At 71.7% G+C, this 15,367-nt stretch carries 16 protein-coding genes; 11 read left to right on the top strand and 5 right to left on the bottom strand.

The features are described from left to right. The first annotated feature begins 7 nt into the window (after positions 1-7). Complete coding sequence (locus tag AS594_RS30055; protein WP_069929950.1) at positions 8-883, top strand: acyl-CoA thioesterase; 876 nt, start codon at positions 8-10, stop codon at positions 881-883. Between the two features lie 82 nt (positions 884-965). On the opposite strand, the gene AS594_RS30050 is transcribed toward AS594_RS30055, so the two are convergent. Continuing rightward, complete coding sequence (locus tag AS594_RS30050) at positions 966-2,219, bottom strand: metal-dependent hydrolase family protein (protein WP_069929949.1); 1,254 nt, start codon at positions 2,217-2,219, stop codon at positions 966-968. Between the two features lie 187 nt (positions 2,220-2,406). On the opposite strand from AS594_RS30050, the gene AS594_RS30045 reads away from it, so the two are divergent. Then, the gene (locus AS594_RS30045) at positions 2,407-2,898 is read left to right on the top strand and encodes a glutathione peroxidase (protein WP_069935512.1); all 492 of its coding nucleotides are present in this window, start codon (positions 2,407-2,409) and stop codon (positions 2,896-2,898) included. A 71-nt stretch (positions 2,899-2,969) separates the two neighbouring features. Here AS594_RS30045 and AS594_RS30040 read toward each other — a convergent pair whose 3' ends face one another. After that, a complete protein-coding gene (locus AS594_RS30040; RefSeq protein ID WP_069929947.1) occupies positions 2,970-4,196 on the bottom strand; it encodes an acyl-CoA dehydrogenase family protein in 1,227 nt (408 codons plus the stop codon). Between the two features lie 169 nt (positions 4,197-4,365). On the opposite strand from AS594_RS30040, the gene AS594_RS30035 reads away from it, so the two are divergent. Beyond that, the gene (locus tag AS594_RS30035) at positions 4,366-5,013 is read left to right on the top strand and encodes a TetR/AcrR family transcriptional regulator (RefSeq protein WP_069929946.1); all 648 of its coding nucleotides are present in this window, start codon (positions 4,366-4,368) and stop codon (positions 5,011-5,013) included. A gap of 37 nt (positions 5,014-5,050) precedes the next feature. Here AS594_RS30035 and def read toward each other — a convergent pair whose 3' ends face one another. Continuing rightward, positions 5,051-5,596 (bottom strand): peptide deformylase, encoded by a 546-nt coding sequence (gene def, locus AS594_RS30030; RefSeq protein ID WP_069929945.1) that lies wholly within the window; start codon positions 5,594-5,596, stop codon positions 5,051-5,053. 149 nt (positions 5,597-5,745) lie between these two features. Between def and AS594_RS30025 the strand changes: the two genes are divergently transcribed. From AS594_RS30025 to AS594_RS44795, 5 genes are all read left to right on the top strand, one after another. After that, positions 5,746-6,984 (top strand): Mur ligase family protein, encoded by a 1,239-nt coding sequence (locus AS594_RS30025; RefSeq protein WP_069929944.1) that lies wholly within the window; start codon positions 5,746-5,748, stop codon positions 6,982-6,984. A gap of 31 nt (positions 6,985-7,015) precedes the next feature. Further along, the gene (locus AS594_RS30020) at positions 7,016-7,744 is read left to right on the top strand and encodes a type 1 glutamine amidotransferase (RefSeq protein ID WP_069929943.1); all 729 of its coding nucleotides are present in this window, start codon (positions 7,016-7,018) and stop codon (positions 7,742-7,744) included. Positions 7,745-7,889: 145 nt separating this feature from the next. Continuing rightward, complete coding sequence (locus AS594_RS30015; RefSeq protein WP_069929942.1) at positions 7,890-8,915, top strand: 6-phosphofructokinase; 1,026 nt, start codon at positions 7,890-7,892, stop codon at positions 8,913-8,915. Positions 8,916-9,023: 108 nt separating this feature from the next. Further along, the gene (locus AS594_RS30010; protein ID WP_069929941.1) at positions 9,024-9,983 is read left to right on the top strand and encodes a cytochrome c oxidase assembly protein; all 960 of its coding nucleotides are present in this window, start codon (positions 9,024-9,026) and stop codon (positions 9,981-9,983) included. Positions 9,984-10,062: 79 nt separating this feature from the next. Then, a complete protein-coding gene (locus AS594_RS44795; protein WP_037648238.1) occupies positions 10,063-10,221 on the top strand; it encodes a hypothetical protein in 159 nt (52 codons plus the stop codon). Positions 10,222-10,354: 133 nt separating this feature from the next. Here the strand turns inward: AS594_RS44795 and AS594_RS30005 are convergent, their stop codons facing one another. Together AS594_RS30005 and AS594_RS30000 are read right to left on the bottom strand one after the other, a co-directional pair. Then, positions 10,355-10,759, bottom strand: a complete 405-nt coding sequence (locus tag AS594_RS30005; RefSeq protein WP_069935511.1) for an SSI family serine proteinase inhibitor — start codon at positions 10,757-10,759, stop codon at positions 10,355-10,357. Positions 10,760-10,938: 179 nt separating this feature from the next. Beyond that, positions 10,939-11,640, bottom strand: coding sequence for a TetR/AcrR family transcriptional regulator (locus AS594_RS30000; protein ID WP_069935510.1), 702 nt, complete (start codon positions 11,638-11,640; stop codon positions 10,939-10,941). Between the two features lie 264 nt (positions 11,641-11,904). On the opposite strand from AS594_RS30000, the gene galE reads away from it, so the two are divergent. Genes galE through AS594_RS29985 form a run of 3 tightly spaced genes read left to right on the top strand, consistent with a single transcriptional unit; the run spans position 11,905 to position 15,273 of the window. After that, entirely contained in the window at positions 11,905-12,936 is a 1,032-nt protein-coding gene (gene galE / locus AS594_RS29995; protein WP_069930876.1) for a UDP-glucose 4-epimerase GalE, read from the top strand. 10 nt (positions 12,937-12,946) lie between these two features. After that, on the top strand, positions 12,947-14,266 hold the full coding sequence (locus AS594_RS29990) for a UDP-glucose dehydrogenase family protein (RefSeq protein ID WP_069932094.1): 1,320 nt from the start codon (positions 12,947-12,949) through the stop codon (positions 14,264-14,266). After that, positions 14,263-15,273: a UDP-glucuronic acid decarboxylase family protein gene (locus AS594_RS29985; RefSeq protein WP_079144333.1), complete on the top strand. Its 1,011-nt coding sequence runs from the start codon at positions 14,263-14,265 to the stop codon at positions 15,271-15,273. Before AS594_RS29990 ends, AS594_RS29985 begins: the two co-directional genes overlap by 4 nt. Positions 15,274-15,367 lie beyond the last annotated feature (94 nt).

Here is a 15,367-nt window from a genome sequence, read left to right as displayed (position 1 = left end):
ACGTCCCGTGACGACGAATCCCGCCGAACGGCTCGTCGATCTGCTCGACCTGGAGCAGATCGAGGTCAACATCTTCCGCGGCCGCAGCCCGCATGAGTCCCTGCAACGCGTCTTCGGCGGGCAGGTCGCCGGCCAGGCGCTGGTCGCGGCCGGCCGTACGACCGAGGGCGACCGGCCCGTGCACTCGCTGCACGCGTACTTCCTGCGTCCCGGCCGCCCGGGGGTGCCGATCGTCTACCAGGTGGAGCGGGTGCGCGACGGGCGCTCCTTCACCACCCGGCGGGTCACGGCGGTCCAGCAGGGCCGGACGATCTTCAACCTGACCGCCTCGTTCCACCAGCCGGAGGAGGCCGCCTTCGAGCACCAGCTGCCGCCCCGCCTGGACTTCCCGGACCCGGAGTCGCTGCCGACGGTGGTGGACGAGATCCGCGAGCACCTCGGGGAGCTGCCGGAGGCGCTGGAGCGGATGGCCCGCCGCCAGCCGTTCGACATCCGGTACGTCGACCGGCTGCGCTGGACCGCCGAGGAGGTCAAGGAGGCGGACCCGCGCAGCGCGGTGTGGATGCGCGCGGTCGGCCCGCTGGGCGACGACCAGCTCGTGCACACGTGCGCGCTGGCGTACGCGTCCGACATGACGCTGCTGGACGCGGTCCGCATCCCGGTGGAGCCGCTGTGGGGGCCGCGCACCTTCGACATCGCGTCGCTGGACCACGCGATGTGGTTCCACCGGCCATTCCGCGCCGACGAGTGGTTCCTGTACGACCAGGAGTCCCCGATCGCCACGGGCGCGCGCGGGCTGGCGCGCGGCCGGATCTACGACCGGGCGGGGAATCTGCTGGTGTCGGTGGTGCAGGAGGGGCTGTTCCGGCGGCTGGCTTCCTGACCGCCGGCCCGGACCGGTGGGCGGCCTGCGTGGGCCGTGCCGACAGGCCCGTCAGGCAGCGCCCGCCCCGCCTGTCGGGCCGTCAGACCGTCAGGCCGTCGAGGTTCTTGCAGACCACGCCGTCCTTCATGACGAGCCGGATGTTGGCGGGCTCGCCCAGGGAGGCGATGTCGGTCAGCGGATTGCCGCGCGCCACAACGACATCGGCCCGTTTGCCGGGCTCGAGCGTGCCGATCTCCCGTGCCAGGCCGAGGAGTTCCGCCGCCTCGCTGGTCCCGGCGCGGATCGCGTCCATCGGCGTCATCCCGCAGCCGACGAGGTACGCCAGCTCCCGCAGGTTCGTGCCGTGTTCCGCGATGCCGCAGTCGGTTCCCATGGCGACGCGGACGCCGCGCGCTACGGCGTGCGGGATGTGCCGGCGGGCGACGGCCTGCCAGTGCTTCTTCTTCGCGTACGCCGGGCCCGCCGCCTTCTGCGGGTCGGGCTCGGTGTTGGCGGTGGTCAGCGTCGGCACCAGGAAGGTGCCGCGCTCCAGCATCAGGTCGATGGCCTCGTCGTCGATCTCGTAGCCGTGTTCGACGCTGGCGACTCCGCCGCGTACGGCATTGATGATTCCGCCGCGTCCCTGCGCGTGCGCGGCCACCTTCCGGCCGCCGTGCCCCGCCGCGATCTCGGTGATCGTACGGATCTCGTCCTCCAGGAAGCCGTCGTCACCCGGCTGGTCCGTCGGGCTCCACACCCCTCCCGTGGCCGCGACCTTCACGCAGTCGGCGCCCTGGCGGAGGACCTCGCGCACGGCCTTGCGGCATTCGGTGGTGCCGTCGGCGAGGCGTCCCATGACGGGGTCGTTCCCGCCGCTGTCGGGGGCCGCCCGGAAGTCGCCGTGTCCCCCCGTCGGGCTGAGCATGGAGATCGCGACCAGCAGGCGCGGACCGGCGAGCAGCCCCGATTCGACGGCCTCCCGGTGGCCGGCGTCCGCGCCGCCTAGGTCGCGGGCGGTGGTGACGCCCGCTTCGAGGGTGAGCTTCATGCGGGGCGCGGCCAGGAAGGTGCGCAGCGAGAGGGGCATCGCCGCGATCTCGGCGTGGCTGAGGGCGCCGCCCGGCGCCGCCATGTGGACATGGCAGTCGATGAAGCCCGGGAGGATCGCGTCGCCCTGTACGTCGACACGCCGGGCGGGGACGGGCAGCGCCGGCAGGCGCAGTCGGGCGGTCGGGCCCACCCAGCGTACGAGCCCTTCGTCGATGAGCACGGCGCCGTCCGTGACGGGTTCGCCCCCGGTGCCGTCGATGAGCAGTCCGTTGTGCAGGAGTACGGGGGTGGTGAGACCGGTCATGGCGCGGTTCCTTCCCAGGGTGGTGGTACGTAGGGCAGGGATTTCAGCCAAGCAAGCGTCCTCGGCCGGACCCGCCCGGCCCCGAAGGCAGGGCCGTGGACATCGCTCGGGCCGGGCTCTGGAACAGTACGGAGCAGTGACCGACGGCCGGCAGCAGTCCGGCCGCCCAGAGCCCTAGGAGACGGCGATGAGCCTGTACGACATTCCCCTGCGCACCCTGACCGGCGAGCCGACCACCCTGGCGGCCTACGAGGGCAAGGCGGTGCTGGTGGTGAACGTCGCGTCCAAGTGCGGCCTCACGCCGCAGTACGCCGGTCTGGAGCGGCTTCAGAAGACGTACGCCGACCAGGGCTTCACGGTGCTCGGTGTGCCGTGCAACCAGTTCGCGGGCCAGGAGCCGGGCAGCGCCGAGGAGATCGGGACCTTCTGCTCGGCGAGCTACGGCGTGACGTTCCCGCTGCTGGAGAAGATCGAGGTCAACGGTGACCACCGGCACCCGCTGTACGTCGGGCTGACCGCGGCGAAGGACGAGGCCGGCGAGGCCGGGGACGTCCAGTGGAACTTCGAGAAGTTCCTGGTGAGCGCGAAGGGCGAGGTCGTCGGCCGGTTCCGTCCGCGTGTCGAGCCGGAGGCCGCCGAGGTCGTGGCGGCCATCGAGGCGCAGCTCCCCTCCGCCTGACGGCACCCGAAGGCGCCGTCCCCCTCCTGTGGTGGGACGGCGCCTTCGCCGTGCGCCGGACGGCGGCCGGACTAGCGGATCGGCATGCCCGACAGGGTCCGGGCGATGACCAGGCGCTGGATCTCGCTCGTACCCTCGAAGATCGTGTAGATCGCGCTGTCGCGGTGCATGCGCTCCACCGGGTACTCGCGGGTGTATCCGTTGCCGCCGAGGATCTGCACGGCCTGGGCGGTGACCTTCTTGGCCGTCTCGCTGGCGAACAGCTTCGACATCGAGCCCTCGGCCGACGTGAACGGCTTGCCCGCCGTCGCCATCCAGGAGGCCCGCCAGACGAGCAGCCGGGCCGCGTCGATCTGGGTTCGCATGTCGGCGAGCTGGAAGGCGACGCCCTGGTTGTCGATGATCGGGCGGCCGAACTGCTCACGGGTCATGGCGTAGTCGAGCGCCACCTCGTACGCCGCGCGGGCGGTGCCGACCGCCATCGCGCCGACGGCCGGGCGGGACGCCTCGAAGGTGGCCATCGCGGCGTTCTTGACGCGCTCGCCGCCCTTGCGGGCGCGCTCGCGGGCCCGGGCGAGGCGCTCGTCGAGCTTGTCCTTCCCGCCGAGCAGGCAGTGGCCCGGGACGCGGACGTTCTCCAGTACGACCTCGGCGGTGTGCGAGGCACGGATGCCGTGCTTCTTGAACTTCTGGCCCTGGGACAGGCCGGCCGTGTTCGGCGGGACGATGAAGGAGGCGTGGCCCTTGGAGCCGAGTTCCGGGTCGACGAGGGCGACGACGACGTGGACGTTGGCGATGCCGCCGTTGGTCGCCCACGTCTTGGTGCCGTTGAGGACCCACTCGTCCTTGGCCTCGTCGTACACGGCGCGGGTGCGCATCGCGGAGACGTCGGAGCCCGCGTCCGGCTCGGAGGAGCAGAAGGCGGCGACCTTGACGTCGTCGGGGTCCCCGTACATCTGCGGGATCCAGGTGCCGATCTGTTCCTCGGTGCCGTTGGCGAGGACACCGACGGCGGCCAGGCCCGTACCGACGATGGAGAGGCCGATGCCGGCGTCGCCCCAGAACAGCTCCTCCATCGCCATCGGGATGCCCAGGCCCGTCGGGTCGAAGAACTGCTGCGCGTAGAAGTCGAGGGAGTAGATGCCGAGCTTGGCCGCTTCCTGGATGACGGGCCAGGGCGTCTCCTCGCGCTCGTCCCATTCGGCGGCGGCCGGACGCATCACATCTGCGGCGAACCCGTGGATCCAGTCGCGGACCTGCTTCTGGTCATCGTTGAGTTCGAGTGTGAACTCGGCCATGTCCCCTCCAGCGCTGCGTTTCATTTTTCAAGCGTTACTTACGGTAACAGGAGTCTGTTACCGGCAAGTAGACGCTGTCAACCGGCGCGGTGGGGACCGGCGCGGCCCGCGGCCATGGTGTTACGTTTCGCAGGCGTCACGGAATCGCTTTGGGCGGGGAGAACACATCATGGACACCACACAATCGGACGAGCAGCAGCGCTCCGCTGCCGCGCGGCGCCGCCGCGACCTGCTCGAAGCGGCGGACCGCGTGGTGCTGCGGGACGGTCCGCAGGCCTCCATGAACGCCATAGCCGCCGAGGCGGGGATCACCAAGCCGATCCTCTACCGGCACTTCGGCGACAAGGGCGGCCTCTACCGCGCGCTCGCCAAGCGGCACACCGACGCGCTGCTCTCGGCCCTGCGCGCGGCGCTGGACGCACCCGCCGAACGGCGCCAGCGGGTGGAGGCGACGCTCGACACGTACCTCGCGGCGATCGAGGCGCTGCCCGAGGTCTACCGGTTCCTGATGCACCCCGCCGAGGACGCGCACCAGCCGGAGCAGGGCTTCGACGTCGGCCGGCACTCGGCGCCGTTGCTGCGGCGGCTCGGCGAGGAACTCGCCATGGTGATCGCCGAGCGGGTGGACCTGGGACCCGGCAGTGAGCAGCTGGCGCGGGTGTGGGGCCACGGGATCGTCGGCATGATGCACGCCGCGGGCGACTGGTGGCTGGGCGAACGCCCCTGTTCCCGCGAGCAGTTGGTCTCCAGCCTCGCGGACCTGCTGTGGGGGCGCCTGGCCGCCGCGGCCGACCGTGTGGACGGGCCGGGCTTCTAGTCGCCGCCGCGCCGCTCAAGGGCGGCGCGGACCCGCCCTACGACCCGCCGCCCCACGACGCCCGCCGTGCCGCGCGCAGCGCCTTCGCGCGGCGCCAGCCGGTCAGGCGGTCCGTGTAGACCAACCCGGCCAAGTGGTCGCACTCGTGCTGGAGGCAGCGGGCGAAGAAGCCGGTGCCCTCGACGCGTACCGGATCGCCCGTCACCGTCACACCCTCCACCAGCGCCCGGTCGAAGCGTTCCGTCCCCGCCTCGATACCCGGCAGCGACAGGCACCCCTCCGGACCGCGTACGGTGATGCCGTCGGCCTCGACCAGGCGTGGGTTGACGATGTGACCGACATGCCGGACATCCTCGTCGTCCGGACAGTCGTAGACGAAGACACGCAGCGGTACGCCGACTTGGTTGGCCGCGAGGCCGACCCCCTCGGCGGCGTACATCGTCGCGAACATGTCCTCGACGAGCCGGACCAGCGAGGGACCGAAGTCGGTCACCGTCTCGCAGGGCGCGTGGAGCGCCGGGTCACCGAGCAGTGTCATGGGTCGTACGAGCCCGGAACTGCCGGGAATCGGGCGGTGTCGCATGGCGGCAAGCGTACGTTCCACCGGAGGCCGAGGCGCCCCCGGTGGTGCCGGGGTGCGGGGGCCCGGCTTGTTCTCGATAGGCTGAGCCCCGACGTTGACCGGTGGACCTGGGGCAAATGCGGCGCCGGATGCAAGGAGGATCAGTGACGATGGCAGGCAACACGGAGCCGTTGTCGCCGCGGGCCAAGCTGGCCGTGACGGCAGGCAAGGCCGCGGCGGCGGTGTCCCGCGCCGCGGGACGCGGCAGCGGATCCGTGATCGGCGGCAAGGTGGCGCTCAAGCTCGACCCCGACCTGCTCGGGCGGCTCGCCCAGCATCTCGACGTCGTGCTCGTGTCCGCGACGAACGGCAAGACCACGACGACCCGGCTCATCGCCGAGGCACTGCGGGCCAGCGGCCCCGTCGTCTCCAACGCGCTCGGCGCCAACATGCCGGCGGGCATCACCTCCGCCCTGGCGGGCGGCTCGGACGCGAAGTACGGCGTGATCGAGGTCGACGAGAAGTACCTCGCCGGGGTCGCACGCGATGTGACGCCCAAGGCGATCGCCCTGCTCAACCTCTCGCGCGACCAGCTCGACCGGGCCGCCGAGACCCGGATGCTCGCCGAGAAGTGGCGCGAGGGCCTGTCCGGCACGAAGGCCGTCGTCATCGCGAACGCCGACGACCCGCTGATCGTCTGGGCCGCGTCCTCCTCGCCCAGCGTGGTGTGGGTGGCCGCCGGCCAGGAGTGGAAGGACGACGCCTGGTCCTGCCCGTCCTGCGGCGGTGTGATGCAGCGCCCCGGCGACGACTGGTTCTGCGGCGAGTGCGGCTTCCGCCGCCCCGCCCCGAGCTGGGTGCTGAGCGGCGACCACGTCGTCGACCCGCACGGTTCGGCCTGGCCGATCCACCTCCAGCTGCCCGGCCGCGCCAACAAGGCGAACGCCGCGACCTCCGCCGCCGTGGCCGCCGTGTTCGGCGTGCCGCCACAGGTGGCGCTGGAGCGGATGTACCAGGTGCAGGCGGTGGCCGGCCGGTACGACGTCGTCCAGTTCCAGGAGCGCGACCTGCGGCTGCTGCTCGCGAAGAACCCGGCGGGCTGGCTCGAAACGTTTTCTCTCATCAACCCGCCGCCCACGCCGGTGATCCTGGCCGTCAACGCGCGCGGCGCCGACGGCACGGACACCTCCTGGCTCTGGGACGTCGACTACACCCGGCTGGCCGGCCACCCGATCTTCGTGCTCGGTGACCGCAAGCTGGACCTCGCCGTACGCCTGGAGGTCGCGAACCTGGAGTTCCGGGTCTGCGAGACGCTCGACGAGGCTGTGCAGCTCGCGCCGCCCGGGCTGATCGAGACGATCGCCAACTACACCGCGTTCCAGGACCTGCGCCGCCGCGTCGGCAACTAGGCCCGCGTACACCGGAAAAGGACAAGCAAGCATGAGCGACAACAGCCTGCGCCTGGTGTGGATCTACCCGGACCTGCTGAGCACGTACGGCGACCAGGGCAACGCCCTCGTCGTCGAGCGCCGGGCCCGTCAGCGTGGCCTCGACGTCCAGCGTGTGGACGTACGCAGCGACCAGCCGATCCCCACCTCGGGCGACATCTACCTGATCGGCGGCGGTGAGGACCGGCCGCAGCGCCTCGCGGCGGAGCGGCTGCGCCGCGACGGCGGTCTGGAGCGCGCGGTCTCCAACGGCGCGATCGTCTTCTCGGTCTGCGCCGGGTACCAGATCCTCGGCCACGAGTTCATCAACGACCTCGGCGAGCGCGAGCCGGGCCTCGGGCTGCTCGACGTGGTCAGCACGCGCGGCGAGGGCGAGCGGTGCGTCGGCGACGTCCTCGGCGACATCGACGAGCGCCTCGGCCTGCCGCCGCTGACGGGCTTCGAGAACCACCAGGGCATCACGCATCTGGGCCCGACGGCCCGGCCGTTCGCCCGGACGCGGATCGGTAAGGGCAACGGAACCGGTGACGGCACGGAGGGCGCGTACAACGACACCGTCTTCGGTACGTACATGCACGGCCCCGTGCTCGCCCGCAACCCGCTCATCGCGGACCTGCTGCTGAAGCTGGCCCTCGACGTCAACGCGCTGCCGCCCACCGACGACCGGTGGTACGAGGCGCTGCGCGCCGAGCGCATCGCGGCGGCCACGCAGCCCGCCTGACGGACTGTCGCGGTTCGTACACCTTTGGGCTGTCCAGCTGTCGGACGCCCGGTTCGGCCCCGTCACCCCGCGCGAGTAGGGTGACGGGGATCCAACCGGACGACGTGGTCCGGTCTCCCGCCCACGTTGCAAAGGTATTCCGGGCATGCGCATTGGTGTACTCACTTCCGGCGGCGACTGCCCCGGCCTGAACGCTGTAATCCGTTCCGTCGTGCACCGGGCCGTCGTCGATCACGGCGACGAGGTCATCGGCTTCCACGACGGCTGGCGGGGCCTGCTGGAATGCGATTACCGCAAGCTGGATCTCGACGCGGTAGGCGGCATCCTGGCCCGCGGCGGCACGATTCTCGGCTCTTCCCGGGTCCAGCCCGCGCATCTGCGCGACGGCGTCGAGAAGGCCCGCGGCCACGTCGCGGAGCTCGGACTCGACGCGATCATCCCGATCGGCGGCGAAGGCACGCTGAAGGCGGCCAACCTGCTGTCCGGGGCCGGGCTGCCGATCGTCGGCGTACCGAAGACCATCGACAACGACATCGCGTCGACCGATGTCACCTTCGGGTTCGACACGGCCGTCGGGGTCGCGACCGAGGCCCTCGACCGGCTCAAGACCACCGCCGAGTCGCACCAGCGGGTGCTGATCGTCGAGGTCATGGGGCGGCACACCGGCTGGATCGCGCTGCACTCCGGCATGGCGGCCGGCGCGCACGCCATCGTGGTGCCGGAGCGGCCCTTCGACATCGGTGAGCTGACCGAGCTGGTCGGCAAGCGCTTCTCGGCCGGCAAGCGGTTCGCGATCGTCGTGGTCGCCGAGGGCGCCAAGCCGCGCGAGGGCTCCATGGAGTTCGACGTCGGCGGCAAGGACATGTACGGCCACGAGCGCTTCGCGGGCGTGGCCCGGCAGCTGTCCGTCGAGCTGGAGGAGCGCCTCGGCAAGGAGGCGCGGCCCGTCATCCTCGGCCACGTCCAGCGCGGCGGCACCCCGACGGCGTACGACCGCGTCCTCGCCACCCGCTTCGGCTGGCACGCGGTGGAGGCGGCGCACCGGGGTGAGTTCGGCATGATGACGGCGCTGCGCGGCACGGACATCGTGATGGTCCCGCTGGCCGAAGCCGTGGAGACCCTCAAGACCGTTCCCACCGAGCGGTACGCCGAGGCCGAGTGCGTGCTGTGATCTTGTTTCCTGCCTGACGGACTGCCCCCGGCCGCGAGCGCGGCCGGGGGCAGTTCTAGTCTGTAGCGGACAACCGGTACGAATGGGCAGTCCCACGGGAGTACGCAGATGGATCACAGCGGGCACGGCAGCGGCATGAACATGGATCTGCCGCCGTTCACGCTGAGCCGGGGGCTGGAGTTCTCCCCCGACCTCTTCTTCCTGGTGGGGTGCGTCCTCGCGCTCGCCCTGTACGGGTGGGGCCTGGTGCGGCTGCGCAGGCGCGGCGACGGCTGGCCGGTGGGCCGGACGGTCTTCTTCACCTTCGGTGTGCTGAGCGTGGCGCTGGTGATGTGCACCAAGCTGAACGACTACGGCATGGTCATGTTCAGCGTGCACATGGTGCAGCACATGGTCATCAGCATGCTCTCGCCCATCCTGCTGCTGCTCGGCGCCCCGGTGACACTCGCGCTGCGCGCGCTGCCGGTGGCGGGACGCGGGAACCGCAAGGGGCCGCGCGAGGTGCTGCTGATGCTGCTGCACAGCCGGTACATGAAGATCGTCACGCACCCGGCCTTCACGATCCCGCTGTTCATCGCCTCCCTGTACGCGCTCTACTTCACGCCGGTCTTCGACTTCCTGATGGAGAGCAAGCCGGGCCACCTCGGCATGATGGTCCACTTCCTCGCCGTCGGTCTGGTCTTCTTCTGGCCGATCATGGGCGTCGACCCGGGGCCGCACCGGCCGGGCTACGTGATGCGGATGCTGGAGCTCTTCGCCGGTATGCCGTTCCACGCGTTCTTCGGCATCGCGCTGATGATGGCGACCCAGCCGATGATCGGTACGTACGCGAACCCGCCCGCGTCGCTGGGCATCGACGCGCTGAGCGACCAGAACGCCGCGGGGGGCATCGCCTGGGCGTTCTCGGAGATCCCCTCGGTACTGGTCCTGATCGCGCTGGTCTTCCAGTGGTACCGGTCCGAGCAGCGGGTCGCGCGGCGCTCCGACCGGGCGGCGGACCGCGACGGCGACCAGGAGCTGGTGGCGTACAACGCGTACCTCGCCTCGCTCCAGGCGCGCGGGCGCTAGAGCGGCGGTAACGTCGGCACAGTAGCGCGGAAGCCCCTGAGGGGTGACGATGGCCCTCCGTCAGAAGGAGGGGGCGCGCATGCCCGGTTCTGCGAAGTCGATGGGGGTGCTCACCGTCGGGACGCTGGTCGTCATATCGGCGTACACGGCGGCACTCGGCAGCAACGGCTGGCTGTGGTTCGGCTGGGTCGTGCTCGGTCTGGTCACGGTCGGCATGGCCGCGTCGCGCAGCCGGTGAGCGCCCGGTGAGTGTCTGCTGAAACGAAACTGCACCGCTGAAACGAAATCGCACCGCGCGACACTGCACCGCGCGATGCGGTACGGGCGGCCGGACACCGGCCGCCCGGAAGTGCCCGCTCGGAGGTGACCGCTCAGAAGCGGAAGACGGGCCCGGTCGCGGTTTCCAGCACGCACGCGTTCGGGTAGGTCTTCCGCCATGCCGTCCTGAGCCCGCCCCAGCTGCCCGCGGCGCTGACGGTCACCGGCTCGTACTGCTTGGTGCACGCGCGCGCGTTCCCCGGCAGCTTGTCGAAGTCACCCTTCGCCTTTTCGAGAGCGGCGCACGCGTCGGAGGCCGCCGGATGGGGTCCCGAGGGCCCGGGGGCGCACTGGAGGAGGACGCCGCGGATCCAGGTGCTGTCCGAGCCCGAAACGGTGAGGAACAGCCCCCGTGGCGGGTTCCCGGCCTCGCCGGGCCCGTCCGCCGCCCGGGCGGGCAGGGCCACGGCCGCGAGCGCGAGCAGGACGACTGCGGTGACGGTGGCTGGGGAGCGCATCCGGACCTCCTGGGGCTGGGTTGCCTGGCGACTGGGTGTCGGGCAGAGCCAGGCCACCGCCCGCCGCCTCCGCCGCCAAGCGACCGCGCCGCCGCGTCCCACACACGAGTACGCGTGCTGCTCCGTACGGCGGACAGGCGCCGCCAGGGGCCCCCGGCGGGCGCGGCAGGCCCCGGTCGTCACCCCAGCAGGGCGTCCAGGCCCGCGGCGAGCCCCTCGGGGCCGCCGCGGCCGTCCATGGCCGCGGCGGTGGCCCGCAGGCGCGGGAGCTCGGCGGCGGGCATCCGGTGCAGGCCGAGCCGGAAGGCCGGATCGGGTTCGCCCGGCTCGTCGTCCATGGCGCGCAGCTCGACCAGCAGGTAGCCGAGCAGCCACGCGGTGAAGCACCGGTGGATCTCCACGCTCCTGCGCTCCCCGATTCCGGCGTCGTGCAGCACCGCCAGCACGCGTTCGTCGCCGCGCTGCACGGGAAGGGGCCGGCGGGCCAGCGGCGTGGACAGCAGGCGCGTGGCCAGGAGCGGTACGACGTTCGGGTGGCGCAGGGCGACCCCGTGGTTGGCGAGCGCGATCCGGTGCAGTTCGCGGCGCCAGCCGTCGGCTCCCCCGCCGGCCGGCGGGTGCTGGTCCAGTTCCTGGTGGACCTCCCGGCAGAACCCCTCGACCAGCCCGTCCAGCAAGGCGTCCTTGCTGGGGGCGTACCGGTACAGGGCCATCGCCTCGACCCCCAGCTCCGCGCCCAGCTTGCGCATGCTCAGGCCGGACAGGCCGTCGCGGTCGACGACCTCCAGTGCCGTGGCCAGCACGCGCTCCCTGCTGAGCCGTCCGTAGCGGCCCCGGTCGCTGGCGCGTCGCGCGCGACCGTCCTCCGTCTCTTTCGGCATGACCGCCTCCGGGCTCGTCGACCGATCGACCCTACCTCGACCCTGCCACCGGAACGACGGCCCCCGCCGGGCCCGGTCCCCTCTTGACTCCGGGGAACAACCGTCGCAAAGTCGATATATACGCCGTAAATATACATCAGCAGCGTACAGCGTTGTGTTACTCAGGAGCGTCTTGTCATGACCCACAGCGAGCCGGCACCGGTGATCCCCGTCCGGGACGCGCCCGCCCACGGGACACCCGGGCGCCCGAACCCACCGTCGACCGTGCTCGTCACCGGCGGCGCCGGCTTCATCGGAAGTCACGCGTGCGTCGAACTGCTCGACCACGGCTACGAACTGATCGTCGTCGACAACTACTCCAACAGCACACCGCAGGTCTTCGCCCGCGTGGAAAGGATCGCCGGCCGGTTCGTGGGGGCCGTGTACGAGCTGGACATCCGTGATCGGCGCGCCCTGTCGGCCGTCTTCGACCGCCACTCTGTGGACGCCGTCGTGCACTTCGCCGCGCACAAGGCCGTGGGTGAGTCGACACGGATGCCCGTCGAGTACTACGACACCAACGTCGGCGGCACCACCTCTCTGCTGCGGGCGATGGACGAGCACGGGGTGCGCCAGATGGTGTTCTCCTCGTCCTGTTCCATCTACGGGGACGCCGGACGCGGACCGCTGAACGAGGCCACCCCTGCCCGCCCCACGAATCCGTACGCCGCCTCCAAATGGATCTGCGAGCAGATCCTGGCCGACGTGTGCCGCCGGAGCCCTGGCTTCACCGGGGTCGCCCTGCGGTACTTCACCCCGGTCGGGGCGCACCCCAGCGGACTGCTCGGCGAGGACCCCAGCGGAACGCCCGAGAACCTGATGCCCTACCTCGCCCAGGTGGCCGTGGGCAGGCGCCACAGGCTCCGCGTCTTCGGCGACGACTACGCCACGCCCGACGGGACGGCGGTCCGTGACTACATCCACGTCATGGACACGGTGGAGGCCCACCGCGTGGCGCTGGACCACCTCGCCGACGGCCCCGGCATGCACACGTACAACCTCGGCCTCGGGAAGGGCCGTTCGGTTCTCGAAGTCGTCGCGGCCTTCAGTGCGGCGTGCGGTACCCCCGTCCCGTACGACATCGTGTCCCGCCGCCCGGGCGACGTGCCGGAACTCGTCGCGGACGCCTCGGCGGTGGAGCGCGCCTGGGGGTGGCGCCCCACCCGGGGGCTGGCCGACATGTGCGGGGACGCCTGGAGATTCCAGCAGCTCAACCCCCATGGGTACGCCGGAAACGCCCGGCGGGCGAACGGTTAGGAGTGACGTCATGCGGATGACAGTCATCGGCACCGGATACGTCGGGACGGTCCACGCCGCGTGCATGGCCGACCTCGGGCACGAGGTGCTCGGCGTCGATGTCGACGCCGAACGGATCGCGTCCCTGTCGGCGGGCCGGGCGCCCCTGCGCGAGGCCGGTCTCGACGAACTGCTCTCCAGGACCGTCACCTCCGGCCGGCTCCGCTTCTCCACCTCCCTCGCCGAGGCCGCCTCGTTCGCGCGGGTCCACTTCGTGTGCGTCGGCACCCCGCAGCGGGCCGACGGCGAGGCCGCCGACCTGCGGTACGTCGACGCCGTCATGGACGGCCTCGCACGCCACCTGCGTCCCGGCAACCTGGTCGTCGGCAAGTCCACCGTGCCGGTAGGCACGGCGGCCCGGCTCGCGCGGCGACTCGCCGCGGTCACCCGGGACACCGAGATCGCCTGGAACCCGGAGTTTCTGCGTGAGGGCTCCGCCGTGGAGGACACCATGCGGCCGGAGCGGATCGTCGTCGGCGTCACCTGCCCGCACGCCGAAGCGGTCCTACGCGCGGTGTACGCGCCCCTGCTGCGGGCGGGGGTTCCCTACTTCAGTACCGACCCCGCAACGGCCGAACTGGTCAAGGTCGCGGCGAACTCCTTCCTCGCCACCAAGATCTCTTTCATCAACGCGATGGCCGAGGTCTGCGACGCGGCGGGCGCCGATGTGACAGTCCTGTCCAGGGCCCTCGGCGCGGACTCCCGGATCGGCGCCCCCTTCCTCGAACCGGGCCTCGGCTTCGGCGGGAGCTGCTTCCCCAAGGACATCAGGGCCTTCGCGGCCCGCGCGGAGGAGCTCGGGGCGGGCGACTCCGTGGCCTTCCTGCACGAGGTCGACCGCATCAACACCCGGCAGCGGCGGCGGACGGTGAGCCTGGCGAGGCGGCTGGCCGGCGGATCGTTCGCCGGCCGCCGGGTCGCCGTCCTGGGCGCGTCCTTCAAGCCGGGCAGCGACGACGTGCGCGACTCCCCCGCCCTGGCCGTCGCGGCGGCGGTGCGGCAGCAGGGGGCCGCGGTACGGGTGCACGACCCGCAGGCCCTGGACAACGCGCGAGCGGTCTTTCCCGACCTGGGATACGCCCTGGACATCCCCAAGGCGTGCGAGGACGCGGACCTGGTCCTGCATCTCACGCACTGGCCCGAGTACCGCGCCATCGACCCGGTCGACCTCGCCCCGATGGTGCGCACACCGGTGCTCCTGGACGCCCGCAACTGCCTGGACGCACGGCTCTGGCGCTCGGCGGGCTGGTCACTGCACGCACTCGGCCGCCCCATCGGAGTGACGTCATGAAGGTCGTGGTGACCGGCGGCGGCGGATTCCTCGGCTCCCACCTGTGCGAGGCGCTGCTCCGCCGGGGAGACACGGTCTGGTGCCTCGACAACTTCTGTACCGGCGATCCGGAGAACATCGCCCACCTGCGTGCCGACCCGCGCTTCCACCCGGTCCGGTGCGACGTGACGGAGCCGCTCCCCGTACCGGGCCCGGTGCACGCCGTGGCGCACCTCGCGAGCCCCGCCTCGCCCGCCGACTACCACCGGCTGCCGCTGGAGACCCTGGCCGTGGGCAGCAGGGGCACGGAGAACGCGCTGCGCCTGGCCCGCGAACACGGCGGCCGCTTCGTGCTGGCCTCGACCAGCGAGGTGTACGGCGCCCCCGAGGTGCACCCCCAGCCCGAGGACTACTGGGGCAACGTCAATCCGGTCGGCCCGCGCAGCGTCTACGACGAGGCCAAGCGCTACGCGGAGGCGGTGACCATGGCGTACCGGCGCGGTCCGGGCGTCGACGCGGGCATCGTGCGCATCTTCAACACGTACGGTCCGCGGATGCGGTCCCGCGACGGCCGTGTCGTGCCCACCTTCGTGCGGCAGGCACTGGCCGGCGAACCCCTCACGGTCTGCGGCGACGGCAGCCAGACACGCAGCTTCTGCTACGTCGACGACCTCGTGCGCGGCATCACGGCGATGATCGACAGCGCCCGCGCCGGGCCGGTGAACCTGGGGGACCCCACGGAGCGCACGGTCCGCGAACTCGCGGAGCTCGTGCTCGTCGTCACCGGGTCGGCCTCCCGGATCGAGTACGGCCCGCTGCCCGTCGACGATCCGGTGCGCCGGCGGCCGGTGATCACCAGGGCCCGTGACCAGCTCGGCTGGACGCCACGGGTACCCCTCGAAGAAGGGCTGCGCCGCACGGTGTCGTGGTGCGCCGGCCGCCCGGCGCCACCCGTGCGTAACGCCCCGTCAGTCACCGCGGGTTCTCCCCCTCCGGCGCGGGCGGGAGCCTCCTCGGCCACCGGCTGAGCGGCCGTGCGACGGCGTCCCGCCGGGACGCGCGGGCGGTGCGGAACGCAGGAGATGCAGCGGGACTCAGGGTGTGCCTACGATCGAGTAGGAG

The sequence above is a fragment of the Streptomyces agglomeratus genome, from assembly GCF_001746415.1.
Classification (GTDB): Bacteria; Actinomycetota; Actinomycetes; order Streptomycetales; family Streptomycetaceae; genus Streptomyces; species Streptomyces agglomeratus.
This window is presented reverse-complemented; position numbering and strand designations above follow the sequence as displayed.